Consider the following 26,195-nt stretch of genomic DNA (forward strand, 5'->3'; position numbering starts at 1 on the left):
TCGCTCCTTCTTGCTTATGACCGGTCGCTACGGATCGATCGCCGCCCGATCATAATGCTCCAGAAGGTCATTCCAAGGCAAAAAGTGGATTTCTCCGGCTCGAGCCATGCGCCGGGATCAGTGGCGCACGAGCGAAAGTGGCTTGCCGCCTTCTTCTCTGGACTTGTCGAAATTGCCGTCGGCGCGCATGTCGAAGCTGAGCGACGAACCATCATGGCTCATCAGCGTCAACCCGAAACCATCGATATCCCATATGGTGAGCTTGAGCCCGGCGACATTGGCGGCGCAGTCTCCGGAAAGCGATAGGGGTGCATGGCCGTCCGTATCGACGGTGCCGTCGAGTGTCACGCTGCAGAGCTTTTCGCCGCCCGGTCTTTGCATTGCCCATGTCCCGGCAAGGCTCCTGAAGGTCGGCAAGCGATCGACACCATCGGGTGCCGAGATCAGCAGGAGCGGTGTTTCGTCTTCCGTTTTCATCGCTGAACCCTCGTTCTCGACGAAACGGGCGATGACCTTGCGCATCGCATCGATCAGAATGAGGCCGCCATTGCCGTCGAAATTCCAGGCATAGGACTCGGCGAGCGCCGGCAGTGGCGTAGTGCAAGACTCCTGGCCAGAGAGCGAATAGCCGCCGATCGCCGTACCGGTTTCAAGCGTCATCCGGCATCCCGCGCGGCCGTCTTGCGGGGCAAAGAGATAGGTCCCGGCCTGCGCTTTAACAATATCGGCATCGATCTCCTGGCCCTGGGCCAGGCCACAAGCAAGGAGGGCTGCTGCCGCAGCCGAAAGCCGGACGACGAAACGGATCATGACACTTCCCCCTGGCGTGATGACTGCGGTCGCTTGAATTGAGCTGGTCGCTTGTTGGCCCACCTATGGCTTCAGATAGAGCCGCGCCGCATAAAGCGCGATCGCCGCTGCATTCGAGACGTTCAGCGATTTGATTGCGCCCGGCATGTCGAGGCGGGCAAGCGCATTGACGGTTTCGCGTGTCTTCTGCCTGAGCCCCTTGCCCTCCGAGCCGAGCACCAGCGCCACCTTGTCGCCTGAGAAGGTGCCTTCGAGCGGCGCCGGCCCTTCCGAATCGAGGCCGATGGTGGAGAAGCCGAGCCTGTGCAATTCGCCGAGTGCATCGGCGAGATTGGTGATCTGTATATAAGGTATCAGTTCCAGGGCGCCGGAGGCGGACTTGGCGAGCACGCCTGACTCGGTCGGGCTATGTCTCTGGGTAGTGATAACGGCCCCGGCATTGAAGGCGACGGCCGAGCGCATGATCGCGCCGACATTGTGCGGATCGGTGACCTGATCGAGCACGAGCAGGAGAGGGCTGTCCTTTAGCGCTTCGAGCCGGCGCATCGGTAGCGGCCGCGTTTCCAGCATGACGCCCTGATGGATCGCCTCGGGACCCAGCAGCTTGTCGATCTCGTGCGGCGAGACGATTTCGAAGGGAATGCCGAGCGTCTCGACGTCGATTTCCAGGCGCGCGAGCGCATTCTGTGTCGTAAACAGCTTGATCTTCTTGCGCTCCGGATTGTCGAGAGCGGCGCGCACTGTATGGAGGCCATAGAGATATACCTGGTCGGGCGCGAGCGCCGGCGGCTTCCAGTCCTCAGCTCCACGCCGGCGCTTCTGTGGCTGGGGTGTCGGGATCTCGCCGCGTTCGCGCTTGGCGTCACGGTGGGCGCGCCTCAGATTGGCGTAGTGCGTATCCTTGGCGGATGGCTCTGTCGCGGCCTTGCCGCCGGATTTGTTGTCTTTGCTCATGCGGCTTTATAGCCATGGCGTTCGCTGCCGCATAGGCTTTCTTTCATATGCCGGCTTTCGGCGGCGAATGAAATTTTTCGTGTTTTTTCCATTGTCATCGTGTTGACAGACGGAAATGCTCCGGTCATATACGCGGCGCAGACGACGGGCGGCAACGCTTCGAAGTCTGACGAACTTGGTCTTCAAGATCCGGACGAAAAACTGGAGAGATGCCCGAGTGGTTAAAGGGGACGGACTGTAAATCCGTTGGCTCAGCCTACGTTGGTTCAAATCCAACTCTCTCCACCATTCGTCATCGGATCTGACCATCCCGCGGGTATAGCTCAATGGTAGAGCAGCAGCCTTCCAAGCTGAATACGCGGGTTCGATTCCCGCTACCCGCTCCAGTCTCCCTTAAAGCCAGTTGACGCGATCGCAGTCGCGATCGTCACGCGCGCTGTTTCCAGCCGTGGCGGAGACGCCGGCCGCCATTGCCGCAGGCGAGGGATGTCAATGCCGGCGGCCGCGGCTCATCCTTGGTGATCCGTGCGATTTTCTGTGAGATTCCAGCGATTTTTGGAGGGGCCGCGGCGAATCGCCTTGCAGGCGGCGAATTGTCTCCCATATGCGCTGTCACGCCAAGATTGGCGTCTGCAATTAAGTCTTGCGCAATTTCGCCGAAAGCCTTAAACGGCGGCACTAAACCGGTTCGCCGGGGCCACCATTTCGTTCACAGGAAGCATTCAAATGGCAAAGAGTAAGTTTGAGCGCAACAAGCCGCACGTCAACATCGGCACGATCGGCCACGTTGACCACGGCAAGACGTCTCTGACGGCAGCGATCACGAAGTACTTCGGTGAGTTCAAGGCGTACGACCAGATCGACGCGGCTCCGGAAGAGAAGGCGCGCGGCATCACGATCTCGACGGCGCACGTCGAGTATGAGACGCCGGCCCGCCACTACGCGCACGTCGACTGCCCCGGCCATGCCGACTACGTGAAGAACATGATCACCGGTGCGGCGCAGATGGACGGCGCGATCCTGGTTTGCTCGGCTGCTGACGGCCCGATGCCGCAGACGCGCGAACACATCCTGCTCGCCCGCCAGGTCGGCGTTCCGGCGATCGTTGTGTTCCTGAACAAGGTCGACCAGGTTGACGACGCCGAGCTTCTCGAGCTGGTCGAGCTTGAAGTTCGCGAACTTCTGTCGTCCTACGACTTCCCGGGCGACGACATTCCGGTTGTCAAGGGTTCGGCGCTTGCTGCTCTTGAAGATTCCGACAAGAAGATCGGCGAAGACGCGATCCGCGAGCTGATGGCAGCGGTTGACTCCTACATCCCGACGCCGGAGCGTCCGGTTGACCAGCCGTTCCTGATGCCGATCGAAGACGTGTTCTCGATCTCGGGCCGTGGTACGGTCGTGACCGGCCGCGTCGAGCGTGGCATCATCAAGGTTGGTGAAGAAGTCGAGATCGTCGGCATCCGCCCGACCTCGAAGACGACGGTGACCGGCGTTGAAATGTTCCGCAAGCTGCTCGACCAGGGCCAGGCCGGCGACAACATCGGCGCGCTGATCCGCGGTGTGAACCGTGACGGCGTCGAGCGTGGTCAGATCCTGTGCAAGCCGGGCTCCGTCAAGCCGCACAAGAAGTTCAAGGCAGAAGCGTACATCCTGACGAAGGAAGAGGGCGGCCGTCATACGCCGTTCTTCACCAACTACCGTCCGCAGTTCTACTTCCGCACGACGGACGTGACCGGCATCGTCACGCTGCCGGAAGGCACGGAAATGGTCATGCCGGGCGACAACGTCACGGTTGACGTCGAGCTGATCGTTCCGATCGCGATGGAAGAAAAGCTGCGCTTCGCTATCCGCGAAGGCGGCCGCACCGTCGGCGCCGGTATCGTCGCTTCGATCGTCGAGTAACCTTTCAGGTTATCCACAATCAGGAAGGCCCCGCTGGAAACAGCGGGGTTTTTCGTTTTTGATGCATCCGAGCTGTTTAACAGGTGTTGTAAAAATATCGTTAAAGATGTTCGTCACAGTATTTTGTTCATCTCACGTTCAGAAAGCAGTTGTGATTGGCTCATTTTAGTCCAGACTCCTCCCTGTAAAGAGGAGAGTCGGGATGATTCCAAAGGCCACATTCGTTGCGACGATATTCGCAATGTATGTTTTCACGATGTTTTTCATCGCTGCGATTCCGCAAGAGGTTGTTCAATCGGCCGGAGTGCAGATCAATGAGGTAAGCGTCGTCAAGTGACGACCTTTCCAGTTCATCGCACGGGGCTGCGGTGACAGGGCAGTAAATGGCCAGGTGCTCCCGGATAGGGTGCTCCTGGCGCGGCGGGGTGAAATACCTCGCAGAACGCTCGCTTGCTCTTCGCGCGGAAGCGTCTAACTATGCCTCCGGTTTCATGATGCGGAGGACATTTCCATGAAAAAGCGGATTCTGTTCACAGGCGGTTCCGGCAAGGCAGGTCGCCATGCCGTGCCATGGCTCGTCAATGCAGGCTACGAGGTTCACAACCTCGATCTCGTGCCTCTGGACAGCCCCGGCGTCACCAATCTTATCGCCGACATCACCGATAGCGGCCAGGTCTTCAACGCGCTGTCGATGCATCGCGATTTTCCCGATCTCGACGAGGGCAGGGGTGTTCAGCCTTTCGATGCCGTCGTGCATTTTGCCGCCATTCCGCGCATCCTGATCAAGCCGGACAACGAGACCTTCCGCATCAACGTGATGGGCACTTACAATGTCATAGAAGCGGCGGTGAAGCTCGGGATCCGGAAGATCATCGTCGCGTCGAGTGAGACGACCTACGGCGTCTGTTTCGCCGAAGGTCATCGCGACTTCCACCAGTTTCCGCTAGAGGAAGACTACGACGTCAATCCGATGGATTCCTACGGCCTCTCCAAGGTCGTCAACGAAAAGACGGCACGCGCCTTTGCCGAACGATCGGGCTTCGACATCTATGCGCTGCGCATCGGCAACGTTATCGAGCCGCACGAATATGAAAGGTTTCCGACCTATTTCGCCCATCCTGAGATGCGCAAGCGCATCACCTGGAGCTACATCGACGCTCGCGACCTGGGAAAGATCTGCCATCTCTGCATAGAGAAGGACGGGCTTGGCTACCAGGTCTTCAATGCCGCTAACGACACGGTTTCGGCCAATACGCCGTCGAAGGAGTTGGCGAAGCGATTCTTCCCCAACGTACCGTTCACCCGCGAGATCGGTGAATATGAGGGGCTGCTTTCCAACCGCAAGATTCGCCAGGTGCTTGGCTTCAAGGAAGAACACGACTGGCGGAAATATGTGAAGGTCTGAACGCTTCCGGTTGCCCGATCGAAAGGCGGACGCTCGCAAATGAGCAGAACGCTTTGAAAATCGAAAATCGTGCTTGCCAATCCGCTGCCGCCGTCTTAAAGGGAGCGCCATGCATTTCGGCAGCGATTTGCGGGTCTCGGCCCGGGCGCTGAAGGACAGGCATGAAGGGGTATAGCTCAGTTGGTAGAGCGGCGGTCTCCAAAACCGCAGGTCGGGGGTTCGAGCCCCTCTGCCCCTGCCATTTTCCCTGATACGGACAGCGCGGCGCTGCTCGCGGCATACCGGGCTGTGGATCAATTGGTGGCAACTAATTTCGTTAAACTTCGGTTTCCCTCTTGTGCATTCGGAAATCGGTGTTTATTTAGGGTTCAACAGACACGCGGTGCGTGGGGCTGATAGTTTCAGCTTTACGCGCCGTAATTGCGTGGGCAGTCGATGGCATCCAAATCCAATCCATTTGCGTTTCTGCAGCAGGTTCGCTCCGAGACGTCCAAGGTCACATGGCCGTCGCGCCGCGAGACGATGATCTCGACGGTCATGGTGCTGGTGATGGTGGTATTTGCCGCGCTGTTTTTCTTTGCCGCTGACCAGCTGATCGGCTGGGTCCTGAGCTTCGTGCTCAATACCGGCAACTGATACGGGTGGAGATGAAAATGGCGGCACGTTGGTACATCGTCCACGCGTACTCGAATTTTGAAAAGAAGGTAGCTGAAGACATCGAGAACAAGGCTCGCCAGAAGGGGCTTGAGCACCTGTTCGAGAAGATCCTCGTGCCGACCGAAAAGGTTGTGGAAGTGCGTCGCGGCCGCAAGGTCGATAGCGAGCGCAAGTTCTTCCCGGGTTATGTCCTGGTTCGCGCCAATCTGACGGACGAGGCCTACCACCTGATCAAGAATACGCCGAAGGTCACGGGTTTCCTCGGCTCCGACAATAAACCCGTTCCGATTCCGGATTATGAAGCCGAGCGTATTCTCGGCCAGGTTCAGGAAGGTGTCGAGCGGCCGAAGGCATCCGTTACCTTCGAGATCGGCGAGCAGGTCCGCGTTTCCGATGGTCCCTTCGCCTCGTTCAACGGCACGGTTCAGGATGTGGACGAAGAGCGTTCGCGCCTGAAGGTGGAAGTGTCGATCTTCGGCCGCGCAACACCGGTCGAGCTGGAATACGCTCAGGTCGAGAAGGTCTGATTGCAGATTTGGAGGCTGGCCTTTTTAGGTCTGTTTCCGGCGGACCTAGTCCGCATCCGCGTGGAAGGTGAGGGGTCTTAGCCGGACCCTATTGATCCGCACCACGCAACCGCAGCCGCCGGAGCGATCCGGCATCACGGGCCGGGCAACCGGCCGTTCATGAAAGGCAGAGAGATATGGCTAAGAAAGTTGCAGGCCAGCTCAAGCTTCAGGTCAAGGCAGGATCGGCGAACCCGTCCCCGCCGATCGGCCCGGCGCTTGGTCAGCGTGGCATTAACATCATGGAATTCTGCAAGGCGTTCAACGCCGCCACGCAGGAAATGGAAAAGGGTATGCCGATTCCGGTCGTCATCACCTATTACCAGGACAAGTCCTTCACCTTCGCGATGAAGCAGCCTCCGGTCAGCTACTGGCTGAAGAAGGAAGCGAAGATCACCTCCGGTTCCAAGACCCCGGGCAAGGGCGCAAAGGCCGGTACCCTCACCAAGGCTCAGATCAAGACGATCGCGGAAGCTAAGATGAAGGACCTGAACGCAGCGGATATCGAAGGCGCAATGGCGATGATCGAGGGCTCTGCCCGTGCCATGGGCCTGGAAGTGGTGGGTTAAGACCATGGCAGGCAAGCGCACACGCAAGATCAACGAAGGTGTTGATCCCACCAAGCTCTACGCTCTGACAACCGCCATCGGCATGGTCAAGGAACGGGCTGTCGCAAAGTTCGACGAGACCATCGAAGTCTCGATGAACCTCGGCGTTGACCCGCGTCATGCGGACCAGATGGTTCGCGGCGTCGTCAACCTGCCGAACGGCACCGGCCGTACGGTTCGCGTCGCCGTCTTCGCTCGTGGCGCCAAGGCTGACGAAGCCAAGGCTGCCGGTGCCGATGTCGTTGGCGCCGAAGACCTCGTCGAAATCGTCCAGGGCGGCAAGATCGAATTCGATCGCTGCATCGCCACCCCCGACATGATGCCGCTCGTCGGCCGTCTCGGTAAGGTTCTTGGCCCGCGCGGCATGATGCCGAACCCGAAGGTCGGAACCGTCACCATGGACGTCGCCGGAGCCGTCAAGGCTTCTAAGGGCGGCGCCGTCGAGTTCCGCGTCGAGAAGGCTGGTATCGTCCATGCCGGCATTGGCAAGGCCTCTTTCGACGCCAAGGCTCTGGAAGAAAACATCCGGGCCTTTGCCGACGCCGTCATCAAGGCGAAGCCGGCTGGCGCCAAGGGCAATTACGTCAAGCGCGTGGCGATTTCCTCGACCATGGGGCCGGGCGTCAAGATCGAAGTCGGCTCGGTCACCGCGGCTCCGACTGCATAAGTTTATGGCCGGGCTTCGGCCCGGTCGCTGAATTTCCGGCCTCGCAAGGGGCCGGAATATTCCGGAGAAATCCGGAATCCTGTCCGAGATTGCAGGTGGTTTTCCCTTAATCACTTGGCCTGCATGAGACGGGTAAGACCCGAATTGCATGAAGTTCGCTTCTTGGAACTCGGTTCGAGCCTTGGATGCCTTGTGCCTCTTCAGCCTTGATTGGCGCGGAGCGCGAGGGGACAGGATCCTCAAGCGTCGCTTGGGATCTCTTTTGATCCCAGGGGGCAAAAGGCAACCCGGTGGGTCCGTTTCCAACGGTCCCGCCAACTGGAGATAGGCAGTGGAAAGAGCGGAAAAACGCGAATTCGTCACGGAACTGAACGAAGTCTTCAAGGCTTCGGGCTCGGTTGTCGTGGCCCACTATGCTGGTGCTACAGTCGCACAGATGAACGATTTTCGTTCGAAGATGCGCGCTGCTGGCGGCACCGTCAAAGTCGCGAAGAACCGCCTGGCCAAAATTGCCCTTCAGGGTACGGAAGCGGAAGGGATTTCCAATCTCTTCAAGGGTCAGACCCTCATTGCTTACAGCAATGATCCGATCATCGCTCCGAAGGTCGTCATGGATTTCGCCAAGACCAACGACAAGATCGTGGTTCTCGGCGGCGCCATGGGTACGACAACGCTGAACGCCGAAGGTGTCAAGTCGCTTGCGACCCTGCCTTCGCTGGACGAACTGCGTGCGAAGCTGCTGGGCATGATCCAGACCCCGGCTACCCGCATTGCAGGCGTTGTTGCAGCACCGGCAAGCCAGCTTGCTCGCGTGTTCTCGGCCTACGCCAAGAAGGACGAAGCCGCTTAAGGCGGTTTTTCGCTGTACATACTCAACAGTTCGAACCGAACAAAAGGAACTAGAAAATGGCTGATCTCGCAAAGATCGTTGAAGACCTCTCCTCGCTGACCGTTCTGGAAGCTGCAGAACTGTCGAAGCTTCTTGAAGAAAAGTGGGGCGTTTCCGCCGCTGCTCCGGTAGCTGTTGCTGCCGTTGGCGGCGCTGCAGGCGGCGCAGCTGCTCCGGCTGAAGAAGAAAAGACCGAGTTCGACGTCATCCTCACGGATGCCGGCGCCAACAAGATCAACGTCATCAAGGAAGTCCGCGCCATCACCGGCCTCGGCCTCAAGGAAGCCAAGGACCTCGTCGAAGGCGCTCCGAAGGCTGTCAAGGAAGGCGTTTCCAAGGCTGAAGCCGCCGACATCAAGAAGAAGCTTGAAGACGCAGGCGCAAAGGCCGACGTCAAGTAATCTTGAACTGCACGTGGGAGGCGGCATTTACTGCCTCCCATTTGCCGTTTTCCTGAACGAATTACCCAAAAGCCGCGTGAAAACGGCTTTTGGGTAATGGGTTCTTCAAGAGCATGGTCTCGAACCGAAGCGCCAAGGCAATCCGGCCTGGCTATTTCGGGAGGTGGGACGAGGTTGAACTACTCATTGATCGGCGGGGTCGACTGGCCATCGGTTCCCGTCCGTTGCAGGCCCGGATGCAATTTTTGAAGGAGCGACGATGGCTCAGACCCTTTCGTTCAATGGTCGCAGGCGCGTACGCAAGTTTTTTGGTAAGATCCCCGAAGTCGCAGAAATGCCGAACCTCATCGAGGTTCAGAAGGCGTCCTACGACCAGTTTCTGATGGTTGAAGAGCCGAAGGGCGGTCGCCCTGACGAAGGCCTTCAGGCCGTCTTCAAGTCTGTTTTCCCGATCACCGACTTCTCCGGCGCCTCGATGCTGGAGTTCGTATCTTACGAATTCGAACCACCGAAGTTCGACGTTGACGAGTGCCGCCAGCGCGACCTGACCTATGCCGCGCCGCTGAAGGTCACTCTCCGTCTCATCGTGTTCGATATCGACGAGGATACCGGCGCAAAGTCGATCAAGGACATCAAGGAACAGTCCGTTTACATGGGCGACATGCCGCTCATGACGAACAACGGCACGTTCATCGTCAACGGCACCGAGCGCGTCATCGTCTCGCAGATGCACCGTTCGCCGGGCGTCTTCTTCGACCACGACAAGGGCAAGAGCCATTCTTCCGGCAAGCTGCTCTTCGCCGCCCGCGTCATTCCTTATCGCGGCTCCTGGCTCGATATCGAATTCGATGCCAAGGACATCGTCTACGCCCGCATCGACCGCCGCCGCAAGATCCCCGTCACGTCGCTGTTGATGGCGCTCGGCATGGACGGCGAGGAAATCCTCGACACCTTCTACACGAAGTCGCTCTACAAGCGCGACGGCGAAGGCTGGCGCATTCCCTTCAAGCCGGAAACGCTGAAGGGCGCCAAGGCAATCACCGAGATGGTCGACGCCGATACCGGCGAAGTCGTAGTGGAAGCCGGCAAGAAGCTGACGCCGCGCCTGCTGCGCCAGCTTTCCGATAAGGGCCTGAAGGCGCTGAAGGCCGGCGACGACGATCTCTACGGTAACTACCTTGCCGAGGATATCGTCAACTACTCGACGGGTGAGATCTATCTCGAGGCCGGCGACGAGATCGACGAGAAGACGCTTGCCGTCATCCTCGCAAACGGTTTTGACGAGATCCCGGTTCTCGGCATCGACCACATTAATGTCGGCGCCTATATCCGCAACACGCTTTCGGCTGACAAGAACGAGAACCGTCAGGACGCTCTGTTCGACATCTATCGCGTCATGCGCCCGGGTGAACCGCCGACCATGGAATCGGCCGAGGCCATGTTCAACTCGCTGTTCTTCGATGCGGAGCGTTACGACCTCTCTGCCGTCGGCCGCGTCAAGATGAACATGCGCCTCGACCTCTCCGTCGAGGACACCGTTCGCATCCTGCGCAAGGATGACATCCTGGCCGTGGTCAAGATGCTGGTCGAGCTGCGCGACGGCAAGGGCGAGATCGACGACATCGACAACCTCGGCAACCGTCGCGTCCGCTCGGTCGGCGAGCTGATGGAGAACCAGTACCGTCTCGGCCTGCTGCGCATGGAGCGTGCGATCAAGGAACGCATGTCCTCTATCGAAATCGACACGGTCATGCCGCAGGACCTGATCAACGCCAAGCCGGCTGCCGCAGCCGTCCGCGAATTCTTCGGCTCCTCGCAGCTCTCGCAGTTCATGGACCAGGTCAACCCGCTGTCGGAAATCACCCACAAGCGCCGCCTTTCGGCCCTTGGTCCGGGCGGTCTGACCCGCGAGCGCGCGGGCTTCGAAGTCCGCGACGTGCATCCGACCCACTATGGCCGCATCTGCCCGATCGAAACGCCGGAAGGCCCGAACATCGGTCTGATCAACTCGCTTGCGACCTTTGCCCGCGTCAACAAATACGGCTTCATCGAGAGCCCGTACCGGCGCATCGTCGACGGCAAGGTGACGAACGACGTGCTCTACCTCTCCGCCATGGAAGAGGCGAAGTACTACGTCGCGCAGGCCAACGCCGAACTGAACGCTGACGGTTCCTTCGTCGACGAATTCGTCGTCTGCCGTCACGCGGGTGAAGTTATGCTCGCGCCCCGCGACAGCATGAACCTGATGGACGTTTCGCCGAAGCAGGTCGTTTCGGTTGCTGCGGCACTCATCCCGTTCCTGGAAAACGACGACGCCAACCGCGCCCTCATGGGCTCGAACATGCAGCGTCAGGCCGTGCCGCTGTTGCGTGCCGAAGCTCCGTTCGTCGGCACCGGCATGGAGCCGGTCGTCGCGCGTGACTCCGGTGCCGCCATCGGCGCCCGCCGCGGCGGCGTCGTCGACCAGGTCGACGCGACGCGTATCGTTATCCGCGCCACGGAGGACCTCGAAGCCGGCAAGTCCGGCGTCGATATCTACCGCCTGCAGAAGTTCCAGCGTTCGAACCAGAACACCTGCGTCAACCAGCGTCCGCTGGTCACCGTTGGTGACGTCGTCAACCGTGGCGATATTCTCGCCGACGGTCCGTCGACCGATCTCGGCGACCTGGCGCTCGGCCGCAACGCGCTCGTCGCGTTCATGCCCTGGAACGGCTACAACTACGAAGACTCGATCCTGCTCTCTGAGCGCATCGTTGCCGACGACGTGTTCACCTCCATCCACATCGAGGAATTCGAAGTGATGGCGCGCGACACCAAGCTCGGCCCCGAGGAAATCACCCGCGATATTCCGAACGTCTCGGAAGAAGCGCTGAAGAACCTCGACGAAGCCGGCATCGTCTATATCGGCGCCGAGGTTCAGCCGGGCGATATCCTCGTCGGCAAGATCACGCCGAAGGGCGAAAGCCCGATGACGCCGGAAGAAAAGCTTCTGCGCGCCATCTTCGGCGAAAAAGCCTCCGATGTGCGCGACACCTCCATGCGCATGCCGCCCGGCACCTATGGCACGATCGTCGAAGTTCGCGTCTTCAACCGCCATGGCGTCGAGAAGGACGAGCGCGCGATGGCGATCGAACGCGAAGAGATCGAGCGTCTCGCCAAGGACCGTGACGACGAGCAGGCGATCCTCGACCGTAACGTCTATGGTCGTCTGATCGACATGCTGCGCGGCCAGGTCTCGATTGCCGGTCCGAAGGGCTTCAAGAAGGGCACCGAGCTTTCGAACGCCGTCGTCTCCGAATATCCCCGCTCGCAGTGGTGGATGTTCGCCGTCGAGGACGAAAAGGTGCAGAGCGAACTCGAAGCGCTCCGCGGCCAGTACGACGAGTCCAAGTCGCGCCTCGAACAGCGCTTCATGGATAAGGTCGAGAAGGTCCAGCGCGGCGATGAAATGCCTCCGGGCGTCATGAAGATGGTCAAGGTCTTCGTTGCCGTGAAGCGCAAGATCCAGCCGGGCGATAAGATGGCCGGTCGTCACGGGAACAAGGGCGTGGTCTCGCGCATTGTGCCTGTCGAGGACATGCCGTTCCTCGAAGACGGCACGCATGTCGACGTCGTTCTGAACCCGCTCGGCGTGCCTTCGCGCATGAACGTCGGCCAGATCCTGGAAACGCACCTGGGCTGGGCTTGCGCCGGCATGGGTCGCCAGATCGGCGAACTGATCGAAGCGTATAAAGCCAATGGCAACATCGAGCCACTGCGCAAGACCATTGGCGATGTCGTGGGCGACGGTCCCAAGGCCGAACAGGTCCAGGACTTCGACGATGAGTCCGTTCTGCGTCTCGCCGACCAGTGGAAGCGCGGTGTTTCGATCGCAACGCCGGTCTTCGACGGCGCTAACGAAGGTGACGTCAACGACATGCTGCGTCTGGCGGGTCTCAAGGACACCGGCCAGTCGACGCTCTATGACGGCCGTACCGGCGAGCAGTTCGACCGCCAGGTGACCGTGGGCTACATCTACATGCTGAAGCTCAACCACCTGGTCGACGACAAGATCCATGCCCGTTCGATCGGCCCTTACTCGCTCGTGACCCAGCAGCCGCTGGGCGGCAAGGCGCAGTTCGGCGGTCAGCGCTTCGGCGAAATGGAAGTCTGGGCGCTCGAAGCCTATGGCGCCGCCTATACGCTGCAGGAAATGCTGACGGTGAAGTCGGACGACGTCGCCGGCCGCACCAAGGTCTACGAAGCCATTGTCCGCGGAGACGACACGTTCGAAGCCGGTATTCCGGAAAGCTTCAACGTTCTCGTCAAGGAAATGCGCTCGCTGGGCCTCAGCGTCGAGCTCGAGAACACCAAGCTCGACGAAGCGCAGGCAACCCAGCTGCCGGACGCGGCCGAGTAAACATTGATAGGGCGTGCGCTGCCAATGCGGCGCACGTCGGTCCCGCCGGGAGCCGCATCTGTCGGCCCGGAAGGGAAGTTTCGCCGCATCTTGCGGTTATTCTCGTTTAAGCGAGGGAGGCGGCTCCCGGGAATTGCCGCCGGCCATCGCATTTTGAGGGCGCTTTAGCCCATGAAGGAGACAGGCATGAACCAAGAGGTCATGAATCTTTTCAATCCGCAGGTGCCTGCACAGAATTTCGATTCCATTCGGATTTCGATCGCGTCTCCGGAGAAGATCCTCTCCTGGTCCTACGGTGAGATCAAGAAGCCGGAAACCATCAACTACCGTACGTTCAAGCCGGAACGCGACGGTCTGTTCTGCGCACGCATCTTTGGCCCGATCAAGGATTACGAATGCTTGTGCGGCAAGTACAAGCGCATGAAGTACAAGGGCATCATCTGCGAAAAGTGCGGCGTCGAAGTCACGCTGTCGCGTGTTCGCCGTGAGCGCATGGGCCATATCGAGCTCGCCGCTCCCGTTGCCCACATCTGGTTCCTGAAGTCGCTGCCGTCGCGCATCTCGACCCTGCTCGACATGACGCTGAAGGATGTCGAGCGCGTTCTCTATTTCGAAAACTACATCGTCACCGAGCCCGGCCTGACCGCGCTCAAGGAGCACCAGCTCCTGACGGAAGAAGAGTACATGCTCGCCGTCGACGAATACGGCGAAGACCAGTTTACCGCGATGATCGGCGCTGAGGCGATCTACGAGATGCTGGCCTCGATGAACCTCGAAAAGATCGCCGGCGATCTGCGCTCCGAGCTTGCCGACACGACGTCGGATCTCAAGCAGAAGAAGCTGATGAAGCGCCTGAAGATCGTCGAGAACTTCATGGAGTCAGGCAATCGTCCGGAATGGATGATCATGAAGGTCGTTCCGGTCATCCCGCCGGATCTGCGCCCGCTCGTTCCGCTCGACGGCGGCCGTTTCGCGACGTCGGATCTGAACGATCTCTATCGCCGCGTCATCAACCGTAACAACCGTCTGAAGCGCCTGATCGAACTGCGCGCTCCGGGCATCATCATCCGCAACGAAAAGCGCATGCTGCAGGAATCTGTCGACGCGCTCTTCGATAACGGCCGCCGCGGCCGCGTCATCACCGGCGCCAACAAGCGCCCGCTGAAGTCGCTGTCCGACATGCTGAAGGGTAAGCAGGGCCGCTTCCGTCAGAACCTGCTCGGCAAGCGCGTCGACTATTCCGGCCGTTCGGTCATCGTCACCGGTCCGGAACTGAAGCTGCATCAGTGCGGTCTTCCGAAGAAGATGGCGCTCGAGCTCTTCAAGCCGTTCATCTATGCCCGGCTGGACGCCAAGGGTTACTCCTCGACCGTCAAGCAGGCCAAGAAGCTGGTTGAAAAGGAAAAGCCGGAAGTTTGGGATATCCTCGACGAGGTCATCCGCGAACATCCGGTTCTCCTGAACCGCGCACCGACGCTGCACCGCCTGGGCATCCAGGCCTTCGAACCCACCCTGGTCGAAGGCAAGGCCATCCAGCTGCACCCGCTCGTCTGCACGGCCTTCAACGCCGACTTCGACGGTGACCAGATGGCTGTTCACGTGCCGCTGTCGCTCGAAGCCCAGCTCGAAGCCCGCGTGCTGATGATGTCGACCAACAACATCCTGCACCCGGCAAACGGCGCGCCGATCATCGTTCCCTCGCAGGACATGGTTCTCGGCCTCTACTATCTGTCGATCCTGAACCAGAACGAACCGGGCGAAGGCATGGCTTTCTCCGATCTCGGCGAGCTGCATCACGCGCTGGAAAACAAGGTCGTCACGCTGCACACCAAGATCCGCGGCCGCTTCAAGTCGATCGGCGAGGATGGCAAGCCCTACTCCAAGATCTATGAGACGACGCCCGGCCGTCTGCTTATCGGCGAACTGCTGCCGAAGAACGGCAAGGTGCCCTTCGACATTTGCAACCAGGAAATGACCAAGAAGAACATCTCCAAGATGATCGACACGGTCTATCGCCATTGCGGCCAGAAGGACACGGTCATCTTCTGCGACCGCATCATGCAGCTCGGCTTCGCCCATGCCTGCCGCGCCGGCATTTCGTTCGGCAAGGACGACATGGTCATCCCGGCCACCAAGGCGAAGATCGTTGCCGACACCGAAAACCTGGTGAAGGAATACGAGCAGCAGTACAATGACGGCCTCATCACCCAGGGCGAAAAGTACAACAAGGTTGTCGACGCCTGGGGCAAGGCGACCGAAAAGGTCGCCGAAGAAATGATGGCGCGCATCAAGGCGGTCGAATTCGACGAGAACACCGGCCGTCAGAAGCCGATGAACTCGATCTACATGATGAGCCACTCCGGCGCCCGCGGTTCTCCGAACCAGATGCGCCAGCTGGGCGGCATGCGCGGCCTGATGGCCAAGCCGTCGGGTGAAATTATCGAGACGCCGATCATCTCCAACTTCAAGGAAGGCCTGACCGTCAACGAGTACTTCAACTCGACGCACGGCGCCCGTAAGGGTCTGGCAGACACCGCCTTGAAGACCGCGAACTCCGGTTACCTGACCCGCCGTCTTGTCGACGTCGCGCAGGATTGCATCGTCACGCACGTCGATTGCGGCACCGAAACCGGCCTGACCATGACCGCCATCGTCGATGCCGGCCAGGTCGTCGCCTCGCTCGGCGCCCGTATCCTCGGCCGCACGGCGCTTGACGACATCGATCATCCGGTGACGGGCGAGCGCATCGTCGATGCCGGCAAGATGATCCTCGAGCCCGATGTCATCGAGATCGAGAAGGCTGGCATCCAGTCGATCCGCATCCGCTCGGCGCTGACCTGCGAAATCCAGACGGGCGTCTGCTCGGTCTGCTATGGCCGCGACCTCGCGCGCGGTACGCCGGTCAACATGGGCGAAGCCGTCGGCGTCATCGCCGCTCAGTCGATCGGCGAGCCGGGAACCCAGCTCACCATGCGTACTTTCCACCTTGGCGGTACGGCAACCGTGGTCGACCAGTCGTTCCTGGAAGCCTCGTACGAAGGTACGGTGCAGATCAAGAACCGCAACGTGCTGCGCAACTCCGAAGGCAGCCTCGTTGCCATGGGCCGCAACATGACCGTCCAGATCCTGGACGAGCGTGGCGTCGAGCGCTCTTCGCAACGTGTCGCCTACGGTTCGAAGCTGCACGTTGACGAAGGTGACAAGGTCAAGCGCGGGCAGCGCCTGGCGGAGTGGGATCCTTACACCCGTCCGATGATGACGGAAGTTGCCGGTACCGTTCAGTTCGAAGACCTCGTCGATGGTCTCTCGGTTCTGGAAGCGACCGACGAATCCACCGGCATCACCAAGCGTCAGGTCATTGACTGGCGTTCGACCCCGCGCGGTTCGGACCTCAAGCCGGCGATCGTCATCAAGGACGCCAGCGGCAATGTCGCGAAGCTGTCCCGCGGTGGTGACGCCCGCTTCCTGCTCTCGGTCGACGCCATTCTGTCGGTCGAGCCGGGCACGAAAGTCTCCCAGGGTGACGTTCTCGCCCGTTCGCCGCTCGAAAGCGCTAAGACCAAGGACATCACCGGTGGTCTGCCGCGTGTTGCCGAACTGTTCGAAGCGCGCCGTCCGAAGGACCACGCCATCATCGCAGAGATCGATGGTACGATCCGCCTCGGCCGCGACTACAAGAACAAGCGTCGCGTCATCATCGAACCGGCGGAAGACGGTGTCGAGCCTGTCGAATACCTGATCCCGAAGGGCAAGCCCTTCCACCTTCAGGACGGCGACTATATCGAAAAGGGTGACTACATCCTCGACGGTAACCCGGCTCCGCACGACATCCTGGCGATCAAGGGCGTGGAGGCTCTCGCTTCCTACCTGGTCAACGAAATCCAGGAAGTCTATCGTCTGCAGGGCGTCGTCATCAACGACAAGCACATCGAAGTGATCGTCCGTCAGATGCTGCAGAAGGTGGAGATCACCGATGCAGGCGACTCGACCTACATCGTCGGCGACAACGTCGACCGGATCGAGCTGGAGGACGTCAACGACCACCTGATCGAGCAGGGCAAGAAGCCCGCCAGCGGCGAGCCGGTCCTTCTCGGCATCACCAAGGCGTCGCTGCAGACCCCGTCCTTCATCTCGGCCGCGTCCTTCCAGGAAACGACCAAGGTGCTGACGGAAGCTGCTATCGCCGGCAAGACCGACGGCCTGCAGGGGCTGAAGGAAAATGTCATCGTCGGCCGCCTCATCCCGGCCGGCACCGGCGGCACCATGACCCAGATCCGCCGCATCGCCACGTCGCGCGACGAGCTCATCCTCGAAGAGCGCCGCAAGGGCACTGGGGCAGCGGTCGCCACCCCGATGCTGCAGGACATGGCCGAAAACGCCCCGGCTGCGGAATAATCCGCAGCTGAGGTCCACGAATTGAAAACCGCCCGGAGCGATCTGGGCGGTTTTCGTTTGTGCTAGCCTCTAATTGATCGGGGGAGGGAGGGCGTTCCCGTCAGTTGAACCGGATGATCGCGACCTCGCCATCAACCGCACCCTGATACGCCGAGGCGTGCGGCTCTTCCGCCGGAATTTCGGTCAGCATGCCGATCTGGTCGAGGTCGGCCTCGATGAAACCCTCCTCGGCAAGAGCGTTCAAGGCTTCGCGCACGGCGGTGTCGTCATCGGGCGCCTTCAGCAGGATGTGCAGGTCGATGCCTTCGCTGGCCTCGGACTCATAACCTTTGCCGATGATGATGAAGATCATCGGCCCGTCGAAATTATTGTCGTTATCAGGTGTCGTGATCATCGCCTGTCCTCGGTTCCTGGAGATTCGCATTGTCGAATCCGCTGAGAGGACCTAACGCCGCAATCGCTGATTCCTTAACCGCTTTTGCTGCAAGGCCCAAGTTTTTATCTTGGCGCACGTCCCTGAATGCGTCTAGAAGGATGAAAACAGGGCGTTCGGCCCGCATATCAAGGTGATGCGGCCAAGTTTATTTCTTAACTGGCCTTGACGGAACGGGTGGAAACCAGTAGTACCCCGCCCATCAGATCCCATGTGAGGCTTGGCTGTTCGGGGCGACGCGCCCTGAAATTCACCTCAAACAAGGTTCTAAACGCACGTTGAAGTCATGATGCTGCACGCATGACGCAGGTTTTTATGCGTCCTCTGCTCCTTGTGGTCCATCTGCGGAAGCGGATCGGGCCATATTTTGCGCATTGACGGAAAGCATGCGTCATTGCCGGAGACGGCGTGAGTTCAAGCCCGCAAGGGTACTGAGATAAACGTAAGGGATGGTTGAATGCCTACCGTAAACCAGCTGATCCGCAAGCCTCGCCAGGCGAACGTAAAGCGTAATAAGGTTCCCGCTCTCCAGGAGAACCCGCAGAAGCGCGGCGTTTGCACGCGCGTCTACACGACCACGCCGAAGAAGCCGAACTCGGCTCTGCGTAAGGTCGCAAAGATCCGCCTGACCAACGGCTTCGAAGTCATTGGTTACATCCCCGGCGAAGGTCACAACCTTCAGGAACACTCCGTCGTCATGATCCGTGGCGGCCGCGTAAAGGACCTTCCGGGTGTCCGTTATCACATCATCCGCGGCGTTCTCGATACCCAGGGTGTCAAGAACCGCAAGCAGCGTCGCTCCAAGTACGGTGCGAAGCGTCCGAAGTAATTCGGATTTTGAATAATCCGGCGCTGCGCGAGGTCCTCCGCGTGATAAAGCGCCTTAACGGTTGAAGAGACGAAAAGTATGTCCAGACGTCATAAAGCAGAAAAGCGCGAGATCAATCCGGATCCGAAGTTCGGTGACCTCGTCGTGACCAAGTTCATGAATGCCATCATGCTCGATGGTAAGAAGTCCGTTGCTGAAAACATCGTCTACGGTGCGTTCGACGCCGTCCAGGGCAAGTCCAAGCAGGAGCCGCTTTCGGTTTTCCATTCTGCGCTCGACAACATTGCCCCGCACGTTGAAGTCCGCTCGCGCCGCGTCGGTGGTGCGACCTACCAGGTTCCGGTCGACGTCCGTCCGGAGCGCCGCCAGGCTCTCGCCATTCGCTGGCTGATTGCCGCTGCCCGCAAGCGCAACGAAACCACCATGATCGACCGTCTGTCCGGCGAACTGCTCGATGCGTCCAACAACCGCGGCTCCGCCGTCAAGAAGCGCGAAGACACGCACAAGATGGCTGACGCCAACCGCGCGTTCTCGCACTATCGCTGGTAATTCCGAACGGTATCGAAAGGCAGTCCACAATGGCTCGCGAATATAAGATCGAAGACTACCGCAATTTCGGTATCATGGCGCATATCGACGCCGGCAAGACGACGACTACCGAGCGTATCCTTTACTACACCGGCAAGTCGCACAAGATCGGCGAAGTCCACGACGGCGCAGCCACCATGGACTGGATGGAGCAGGAGCAGGAGCGTGGCATCACGATCACCTCTGCTGCCACCACGACCTTCTGGAAGGGCCGTGACGGCAAGATGCGCCGCTTCAACATCATCGACACTCCCGGCCACGTCGACTTCACCATCGAAGTCGAGCGTTCGCTGCGCGTTCTCGACGGTGCCATCGCGCTGCTCGACGCCAACGCCGGCGTTGAGCCGCAGACGGAAACCGTCTGGCGCCAGGCTGAGAAGTATCATGTTCCGCGGATGATCTTCTGCAACAAGATGGACAAGACCGGCGCCGACTTCTACCGCTCGGTCGAGATGATCAAAACCCGCCTCGGCGCCACCGCCGTCGTCATGCAGCTGCCGATCGGCGCTGAAAGCGACTTCAAGGGCGTTGTCGACCTGGTCGAGATGAACGCCCTGATCTGGCGCGACGAATCGCTCGGCGCCCAGTGGGACGTCGTCGAAATCCCGGATGACCTGAAGGCCAAGGCTGAAGAATATCGCGAAAAGCTGATCGAGACGGTTGTCGAGATCGACGAAGCTGCGATGGAAGCCTACCTTGAAGGCAACATGCCCGACAACGACAAGATCCGCGAACTCGTTCGCCGCGGCACCATCGACGTCAAGTTCCATCCGATGTTCTGCGGCACCGCCTTCAAGAACAAGGGCGTTCAGCCGCTGCTCGACGCCGTCGTCGACTACCTGCCGTCGCCGCTCGACATCCCGGCGATCAAGGGCATCGACTTCAAGACCGAAGCTGATATCGAGCGTCACGCAGACGACGCCGAGCCGCTTTCGATGCTGGCGTTCAAGATCATGAACGACCCCTTCGTCGGTTCGCTCACCTTCGCACGCATCTATTCCGGCAAGCTCGAAAAGGGCTCTTCGGTTCTGAACACGGTCAAGGACAAGCGCGAGCGCGTCGGCCGCATGCTGCAGATGCACTCCAACTCGCGTGAAGACATCGAAGAAGCCTTCGCAGGCGACATCGTTGCTCTCGCCGGCCTCAAGGAAACCACCACTGGCGATACGCTCTGCGATCCGCTGAAGCCGGTTATCCTCGAGCGCATGGAATTCCCCGAGCCGGTCATCCAGATCGCCATCGAGCCGAAGTCCAAGGGCGACCAGGAAAAGATGGGCCTCGCGCTCAACCGCCTGGCAGCTGAAGACCCGTCCTTCCGCGTAAAGACGGACCAGGAATCCGGCCAGACGATCATCGCCGGCATGGGCGAATTGCATCTCGACATCATCGTCGACCGCATGCGCCGCGAGTTCAAGGTCGAAGCAAACGTCGGTGCGCCGCAGGTTGCTTACCGCGAAACCATCACGCGCCAGACCGAAGAAGACTACACGCACAAGAAACAGACCGGTGGTACCGGCCAGTTCGCACGCGTCAAGATCATCTTCGAACCGAACCCGGAAGGCGAAGACTTCAAGTTCGAATCCAAGATCGTCGGCGGTGCCGTTCCGAAGGAATACATCCCGGGCGTTCAGAAGGGCATCGAAAGCGTTCTGTCTTCCGGCCCGCTGGCTGGCTTCCCGATGCTGGGCGTCAAGGCGACGCTTATCGACGGCGCCTTCCACGACGTCGACTCCTCGGTCCTGGCGTTCGAAATCGCTGCTCGCGCTTGCTTCCGTGAAGCAGCCAAGAAGGCCGGCGCTCAGCTCCTCGAGCCGATGATGAAGGTCGAGGTCGTCACCCCGGAAGATTATGTCGGTGATGTTATCGGCGACCTCAACTCCCGCCGTGGCCAGATCCAGGGTCAGGAAAGCCGTGGTATTGCGGTTGTCATCAGCGCCAACGTTCCGCTGGCCAACATGTTCAAGTACGTCGACAACCTGCGCTCCATGTCGCAGGGCCGTGCTCAGTACACGATGACCTTCGATCACTACGCGCCGGTCCCGTCGAACGTCGCAACCGAAATCCAGGCAAAGTATTCCGGTCAGAAGTGACCGGAATACCAATTGACCGATAACAAGAATTAGACCCCCTCGGGACTAGCAAAACGGAGAGCCGAAAATGGCAAAGAGTAAGTTTGAGCGCAACAAGCCGCACGTCAACATCGGCACGATCGGCCACGTTGACCACGGCAAGACGTCTCTGACGGCAGCGATCACGAAGTACTTCGGTGAGTTCAAGGCGTACGACCAGATCGACGCGGCTCCGGAAGAGAAGGCGCGCGGCATCACGATCTCGACGGCGCACGTCGAGTATGAGACGCCGGCCCGCCACTACGCGCACGTCGACTGCCCCGGCCATGCCGACTACGTGAAGAACATGATCACCGGTGCGGCGCAGATGGACGGCGCGATCCTGGTTTGCTCGGCTGCTGACGGCCCGATGCCGCAGACGCGCGAACACATCCTGCTCGCCCGCCAGGTCGGCGTTCCGGCGATCGTTGTGTTCCTGAACAAGGTCGACCAGGTTGACGACGCCGAGCTTCTCGAGCTGGTCGAGCTTGAAGTTCGCGAACTTCTGTCGTCCTACGACTTCCCGGGCGACGACATTCCGGTTGTCAAGGGTTCGGCGCTTGCTGCTCTTGAAGATTCCGACAAGAAGATCGGCGAAGACGCGATCCGCGAGCTGATGGCAGCGGTTGACTCCTACATCCCGACGCCGGAGCGTCCGGTTGACCAGCCGTTCCTGATGCCGATCGAAGACGTGTTCTCGATCTCGGGCCGTGGTACGGTCGTGACCGGCCGCGTCGAGCGTGGCATCATCAAGGTTGGTGAAGAAGTCGAGATCGTCGGCATCCGCCCGACCTCGAAGACGACGGTGACCGGCGTTGAAATGTTCCGCAAGCTGCTCGACCAGGGCCAGGCCGGCGACAACATCGGCGCGCTGATCCGCGGTGTGAACCGTGACGGCGTCGAGCGTGGTCAGATCCTGTGCAAGCCGGGCTCCGTCAAGCCGCACAAGAAGTTCAAGGCAGAAGCGTACATCCTGACGAAGGAAGAGGGCGGCCGTCATACGCCGTTCTTCACCAACTACCGTCCGCAGTTCTACTTCCGCACGACGGACGTGACCGGCATCGTCACGCTGCCGGAAGGCACGGAAATGGTCATGCCGGGCGACAACGTCACGGTTGACGTCGAGCTGATCGTTCCGATCGCGATGGAAGAAAAGCTGCGCTTCGCTATCCGCGAAGGCGGCCGCACCGTCGGCGCCGGTATCGTCGCTTCGATCGTCGAGTAATTCATTCGGCCACTCCGGTGGGGTGGCCGATTCGATGACAATATTATGATGCAGGCGGCGTAAGCCGCTTGCTTATTACACAGAAATGTAGCAAATGGCGCGCGAGCGCGATTTGCGTGCCGCTTTGGACGACGAAGCGGTGACTGAACAAGCAAATAAGGTGGGCTAGAAGGCCCTGAAGACTGGATAGGGACGCCGGGCATCGGCGCCCTCTCGATCTTTGAAACCGGTGGTCCGCCTTAGGAAGAAAGAACAACCCGTGTCTTGTTGAGAGACATGTGGAAAACAAACACAAGGATAACGTCGAATGAACGGCCAAAATATCCGCATTCGCCTGAAGGCGTTCGATCACCGGATTCTCGATGCTTCCACGCGCGAGATCGTGTCGACGGCGAAGCGCACCGGTGCAAGCGTCCGGGGCCCCGTTCCGCTTCCGACCCGCATCGAGAAGTTTACGGTCAACCGGTCCCCGCACATCGACAAGAAGAGCCGCGAACAGTTCGAGATGCGCACGCATAAGCGCCTGCTCGACATCGTAGACCCGACCCCGCAGACGGTAGACGCGCTGATGAAGCTCGATCTCGCCGCCGGTGTCGATGTTGAGATCAAGCTCTGAGCTTGCTCGAGCTGAGTTGGAAGGATTGAACCGATGCGTTCAGGTGTGATTGCACAGAAGGTGGGAATGACCCGCGTCTACAACGACGCCGGCGAGCATGTCCCGGTAACGGTACTGCGTATGGACGGCTGCCAGGTCGTTGCCACGCGCACTGTCGAAAAGAATGGCTATACCGCAGTTCAGCTCGGTGCCGGCCAGGCGAAGGTAAAGAACACGTCGAAGGCGATGCGCGGCAACTTTGCCGTTGCCAACGTCGAGCCGAAGGCCAAGCTCGCAGAATTCCGCGTGTCGGAAGACAATCTGCTGGAGATCGGCACGGAGCTCAAGGCGGGTCACTTTGCCGCCGGTCAGCTCGTCGATGTGACGGGTACGACCATCGGTAAGGGTTTTGCCGGCGCCATGAAGCGCCACGGTTTCGGCGGTCTGCGCGCCACGCACGGTGTGTCGGTTTCGCACCGTTCGCACGGTTCGACCGGCTCGCGCCAGGATCCGGGCAAGGTTTTCAAGAACAAGAAGATGGCTGGTCACATGGGCCAGACGCGCGTCACGACGCAGAACCTGGAAGTGGTTTCGACCGACGAAGATCGCGGTCTGATCCTGATCAAGGGTGCTGTTCCCGGTTCCAAGGGTGCCTGGATCATCGTGCGCGACGCCGTCAAGTCGGCCGCGAAGTAAGGGAGCCAGATCAATGGAATTGAACGTCAAGACCCTCGAGGGAAAAGACGCCGGGAAGGTCTCCCTTTCGGACGAGATTTTCGGCCTCGAGCCCCGCGAAGACATTCTCGCCCGCGTTATCCGCTGGCAGCTTGCCAAGAAGCAGCAGGGCACGCACAAGGCAAAGGGCCGCGCTGAGGTTTCGCGCACCGGCGCCAAGATGTACAAGCAGAAGGGTACGGGCCGCGCCCGTCACCATTCGGCTCGCGCTCCGCAGTTCCGCGGCGGCGGCAAGGCCCATGGCCCGGTCGTTCGCAGCCACGAGCACGACCTTCCGAAGAAGGTTCGCGCACTCGGCCTTCGCCATGCCCTTTCGGCCAAGATCAAGGCCGATGACGTCATCGTCATCGACAACCTGGTCGCAGCTGAAGCCAAGACCAAGGCTCTCGCGTCTGCTTTCGAGACGCTCGGCCTGACCAACGCCCTCTTCATCGGCGGTGCAGAGCTTGACGGCAACTTCAAGCTTGCAGCGCAGAACATCCCGAACATCGATGTTCTGCCGATCCAGGGCATCAATGTTTACGACATCGTGCGCCGCGGCAAGCTCGTGCTTTCCAAGGCTGCGGTTGAAGCGCTAGAGGAGCGATTCAAGTGACCGATCTTCGCCACTACGATGTGATCGTCTCTCCGGCGATCACCGAAAAGTCCACGCTGGTATCTGAAAACAACCAGGTTGTTTTCAATGTCGCCAAGCAGGCGACAAAGCCGGAAATCAAGGCTGCTGTCGAGGCGCTGTTCGGCGTCAAGGTTACGGCCGTCAACACTCTGCTGCGTAAGGGCAAGACCAAGCGGTTCCGCGGTTTCGTCGGCAAGCAGAAGGACGTGAAGAAGGCTGTCGTGACGCTGGCTGAAGGCCAGACGATCGACGTCTCCACCGGTCTCTGAGGAATAAGAAAATGGCATTGAAAACATTCAATCCGACGACCCCGAGCCAGCGTCAGCTGGTCATCGTGGACCGCTCCTCGCTCTACAAGGGCAAGCCGGTCAAGGCGCTGACGGAAGGTCTGACCAAGAGCGGTGGTCGTAACAACCTCGGCCGCATCACGGCTCGCTTCATTGGTGGCGGTCATAAGCGCAGCTACCGACTGGTCGACTTCAAGCGTCGCAAGTTCGATGTCGAAGGCACGGTCGAGCGTATCGAATACGATCCGAACCGCACGGCTTTCATCGCGCTGGTGACCTATTCTGATGGCGAGCAGGCCTACATCATCGCTCCGCAGCGTCTCGCTGCCGGCGACAAGGTCATCGCTTCGGAGAAGGCTGTCGACGTCAAGCCCGGCAACACCATGCCGCTGCAGTACATCCCGGTCGGCTCCATCATCCACAATGTGGAAATGAAGCCGGGCAAGGGCGGTCAGATCGCCCGTTCCGCCGGTTCCTACGCGCAGCTCGTCGGTCGTGACCAGGGTATGGCGATCCTTCGCCTGAACTCCGGTGAGCAGCGCCTCGTAAGCGGCATCTGCCTTGCTTCGATCGGCGCCGTCTCGAACCCCGACCACGCCAACATCAACGACGGCAAGGCCGGTCGTAGCGTCTGGCGCGGCAAGCGTCCCCATAACCGCGGTGTTGTCATGAACCCGGTCGACCATCCGCACGGCGGTGGTGAAGGCCGCACCTCCGGTGGTCGCCATCCGGTGACACCGTGGGGCAAGCCGACCAAGGGCAAGCGCACCCGGTCGAACAAGTCGACCGACAAGATGATCATGCGCTCGCGTCATCAGCGTAAGAAGTAAGAGAGGAAGTCTCCAATGGCTCGTTCAGTATGGAAAGGTCCGTTCGTTGACGGCTATCTTCTCAAGAAGGCTGAGAAGGTTCGTGAAGGCGGACGTGCAGAAGTGATCAAGATCTGGAGCCGTCGCTCCACGATCCTGCCGCAGTTCGTCGGACTTACCTTCGGCGTCTACAACGGCAGCAAACATGTCCCGGTCAGTGTCAATGAAGACATGGTCGGTCACAAATTCGGTGAATTCTCTCCGACCCGCACCTACTACGGTCACGGCGCGGACAAGAAGGCGAAGAGGAAGTAACA

The 26,195-nt window shown here is 59.9% G+C and carries 23 protein-coding genes and 3 tRNA genes; 23 read left to right on the forward strand and 3 right to left on the reverse strand.

Features of this window, described 5'->3' with window-relative positions; translation table 11 throughout:
* Window positions 1–117: 117 nt before the first annotated feature.
* Entirely contained in the window at window positions 118–810 is a 693-nt protein-coding gene (locus NMA58_RS06670) for an AprI/Inh family metalloprotease inhibitor (RefSeq protein ID WP_221112359.1), read from the reverse strand.
* Window positions 811–873: 63 nt separating this feature from the next.
* Entirely contained in the window at window positions 874–1,764 is an 891-nt protein-coding gene (gene rlmB, locus NMA58_RS06675) for a 23S rRNA (guanosine(2251)-2'-O)-methyltransferase RlmB (protein ID WP_434712767.1), read from the reverse strand.
* Between the two features lie 203 nt (window positions 1,765–1,967).
* On the opposite strand from rlmB, the gene NMA58_RS06680 reads away from it, so the two are divergent.
* From NMA58_RS06680 to rpoC, 13 genes are all read left to right on the forward strand, one after another.
* Window positions 1,968–2,052, forward strand: a tRNA-Tyr gene (locus tag NMA58_RS06680).
* A 24-nt stretch (window positions 2,053–2,076) separates the two neighbouring features.
* Window positions 2,077–2,150, forward strand: a tRNA-Gly gene (locus tag NMA58_RS06685).
* Between the two features lie 340 nt (window positions 2,151–2,490).
* A complete protein-coding gene (gene tuf, locus NMA58_RS06690) occupies window positions 2,491–3,666 on the forward strand; it encodes an elongation factor Tu (RefSeq protein ID WP_011424970.1) in 1,176 nt (391 codons plus the stop codon).
* A 511-nt stretch (window positions 3,667–4,177) separates the two neighbouring features.
* Window positions 4,178–5,071 carry an NAD-dependent epimerase/dehydratase family protein gene (locus tag NMA58_RS06695; protein WP_434712769.1) on the forward strand — a complete coding sequence of 298 codons (894 nt, stop codon included), beginning with the start codon at window positions 4,178–4,180 and terminating at the stop codon, window positions 5,069–5,071.
* A 165-nt stretch (window positions 5,072–5,236) separates the two neighbouring features.
* A tRNA-Trp gene (locus NMA58_RS06700) sits at window positions 5,237–5,312 on the forward strand.
* Window positions 5,313–5,506: 194 nt separating this feature from the next.
* The gene (secE, locus tag NMA58_RS06705) at window positions 5,507–5,707 is read left to right on the forward strand and encodes a preprotein translocase subunit SecE (RefSeq protein WP_003573826.1); all 201 of its coding nucleotides are present in this window, start codon (window positions 5,507–5,509) and stop codon (window positions 5,705–5,707) included.
* Window positions 5,708–5,724: 17 nt separating this feature from the next.
* Window positions 5,725–6,255, forward strand: coding sequence for a transcription termination/antitermination protein NusG (gene nusG / locus NMA58_RS06710; RefSeq protein WP_007791989.1), 531 nt, complete (start codon window positions 5,725–5,727; stop codon window positions 6,253–6,255).
* A gap of 176 nt (window positions 6,256–6,431) precedes the next feature.
* Window positions 6,432–6,863, forward strand: a complete 432-nt coding sequence (gene rplK, locus NMA58_RS06715; protein ID WP_009985507.1) for a 50S ribosomal protein L11 — start codon at window positions 6,432–6,434, stop codon at window positions 6,861–6,863.
* Window positions 6,864–6,867: 4 nt separating this feature from the next.
* Entirely contained in the window at window positions 6,868–7,569 is a 702-nt protein-coding gene (rplA, locus tag NMA58_RS06720) for a 50S ribosomal protein L1 (protein ID WP_011424973.1), read from the forward strand.
* 331 nt (window positions 7,570–7,900) lie between these two features.
* Window positions 7,901–8,419, forward strand: a complete 519-nt coding sequence (rplJ, locus tag NMA58_RS06725; protein ID WP_183706679.1) for a 50S ribosomal protein L10 — start codon at window positions 7,901–7,903, stop codon at window positions 8,417–8,419.
* A gap of 56 nt (window positions 8,420–8,475) precedes the next feature.
* The gene (gene rplL / locus NMA58_RS06730; RefSeq protein ID WP_011424974.1) at window positions 8,476–8,859 is read left to right on the forward strand and encodes a 50S ribosomal protein L7/L12; all 384 of its coding nucleotides are present in this window, start codon (window positions 8,476–8,478) and stop codon (window positions 8,857–8,859) included.
* A gap of 259 nt (window positions 8,860–9,118) precedes the next feature.
* Window positions 9,119–13,258, forward strand: coding sequence for a DNA-directed RNA polymerase subunit beta (rpoB, locus tag NMA58_RS06735; protein ID WP_085777817.1), 4,140 nt, complete (start codon window positions 9,119–9,121; stop codon window positions 13,256–13,258).
* Between the two features lie 186 nt (window positions 13,259–13,444).
* Window positions 13,445–17,653, forward strand: coding sequence for a DNA-directed RNA polymerase subunit beta' (gene rpoC, locus NMA58_RS06740; RefSeq protein WP_085777818.1), 4,209 nt, complete (start codon window positions 13,445–13,447; stop codon window positions 17,651–17,653).
* A gap of 100 nt (window positions 17,654–17,753) precedes the next feature.
* Here rpoC and NMA58_RS06745 read toward each other — a convergent pair whose 3' ends face one another.
* Complete coding sequence (locus tag NMA58_RS06745; protein WP_085777819.1) at window positions 17,754–18,047, reverse strand: transcriptional regulator; 294 nt, start codon at window positions 18,045–18,047, stop codon at window positions 17,754–17,756.
* 496 nt (window positions 18,048–18,543) lie between these two features.
* Here NMA58_RS06745 and rpsL point away from each other — a divergent pair, with 496 nt between their 5' ends.
* The 10 genes from rpsL to rpsS all read left to right on the forward strand — a co-directional run bounded on the left by rpsL (window position 18,544) and on the right by rpsS (window position 26,193).
* Window positions 18,544–18,915 carry a 30S ribosomal protein S12 gene (rpsL, locus tag NMA58_RS06750; protein ID WP_003547537.1) on the forward strand — a complete coding sequence of 124 codons (372 nt, stop codon included), beginning with the start codon at window positions 18,544–18,546 and terminating at the stop codon, window positions 18,913–18,915.
* A 78-nt stretch (window positions 18,916–18,993) separates the two neighbouring features.
* Window positions 18,994–19,464, forward strand: a complete 471-nt coding sequence (gene rpsG / locus NMA58_RS06755; RefSeq protein WP_004669085.1) for a 30S ribosomal protein S7 — start codon at window positions 18,994–18,996, stop codon at window positions 19,462–19,464.
* 29 nt (window positions 19,465–19,493) lie between these two features.
* On the forward strand, window positions 19,494–21,593 hold the full coding sequence (gene fusA / locus NMA58_RS06760; RefSeq protein ID WP_085777820.1) for an elongation factor G: 2,100 nt from the start codon (window positions 19,494–19,496) through the stop codon (window positions 21,591–21,593).
* Window positions 21,594–21,660: 67 nt separating this feature from the next.
* Entirely contained in the window at window positions 21,661–22,836 is a 1,176-nt protein-coding gene (gene tuf / locus NMA58_RS06765; protein ID WP_011424970.1) for an elongation factor Tu, read from the forward strand.
* A 307-nt stretch (window positions 22,837–23,143) separates the two neighbouring features.
* Window positions 23,144–23,452, forward strand: coding sequence for a 30S ribosomal protein S10 (gene rpsJ / locus NMA58_RS06770; RefSeq protein WP_003547547.1), 309 nt, complete (start codon window positions 23,144–23,146; stop codon window positions 23,450–23,452).
* 33 nt (window positions 23,453–23,485) lie between these two features.
* Complete coding sequence (gene rplC, locus NMA58_RS06775; protein ID WP_004674916.1) at window positions 23,486–24,127, forward strand: 50S ribosomal protein L3; 642 nt, start codon at window positions 23,486–23,488, stop codon at window positions 24,125–24,127.
* Window positions 24,128–24,140: 13 nt separating this feature from the next.
* Window positions 24,141–24,761, forward strand: a complete 621-nt coding sequence (rplD, locus tag NMA58_RS06780; protein ID WP_004674918.1) for a 50S ribosomal protein L4 — start codon at window positions 24,141–24,143, stop codon at window positions 24,759–24,761.
* Window positions 24,758–25,051 carry a 50S ribosomal protein L23 gene (locus NMA58_RS06785; RefSeq protein WP_003547550.1) on the forward strand — a complete coding sequence of 98 codons (294 nt, stop codon included), beginning with the start codon at window positions 24,758–24,760 and terminating at the stop codon, window positions 25,049–25,051. The genes rplD and NMA58_RS06785 overlap by 4 nt, the downstream gene beginning before the upstream one ends.
* A gap of 11 nt (window positions 25,052–25,062) precedes the next feature.
* The gene (rplB, locus tag NMA58_RS06790; RefSeq protein ID WP_434712770.1) at window positions 25,063–25,899 is read left to right on the forward strand and encodes a 50S ribosomal protein L2; all 837 of its coding nucleotides are present in this window, start codon (window positions 25,063–25,065) and stop codon (window positions 25,897–25,899) included.
* 15 nt (window positions 25,900–25,914) lie between these two features.
* Window positions 25,915–26,193 carry a 30S ribosomal protein S19 gene (gene rpsS, locus NMA58_RS06795; protein ID WP_007531666.1) on the forward strand — a complete coding sequence of 93 codons (279 nt, stop codon included), beginning with the start codon at window positions 25,915–25,917 and terminating at the stop codon, window positions 26,191–26,193.
* Window positions 26,194–26,195 lie beyond the last annotated feature (2 nt).

The organism is Rhizobium sp. YTUHZ045 (genome assembly GCF_051124255.1).
Lineage (GTDB): Bacteria > Pseudomonadota > Alphaproteobacteria > Rhizobiales > Rhizobiaceae > Rhizobium.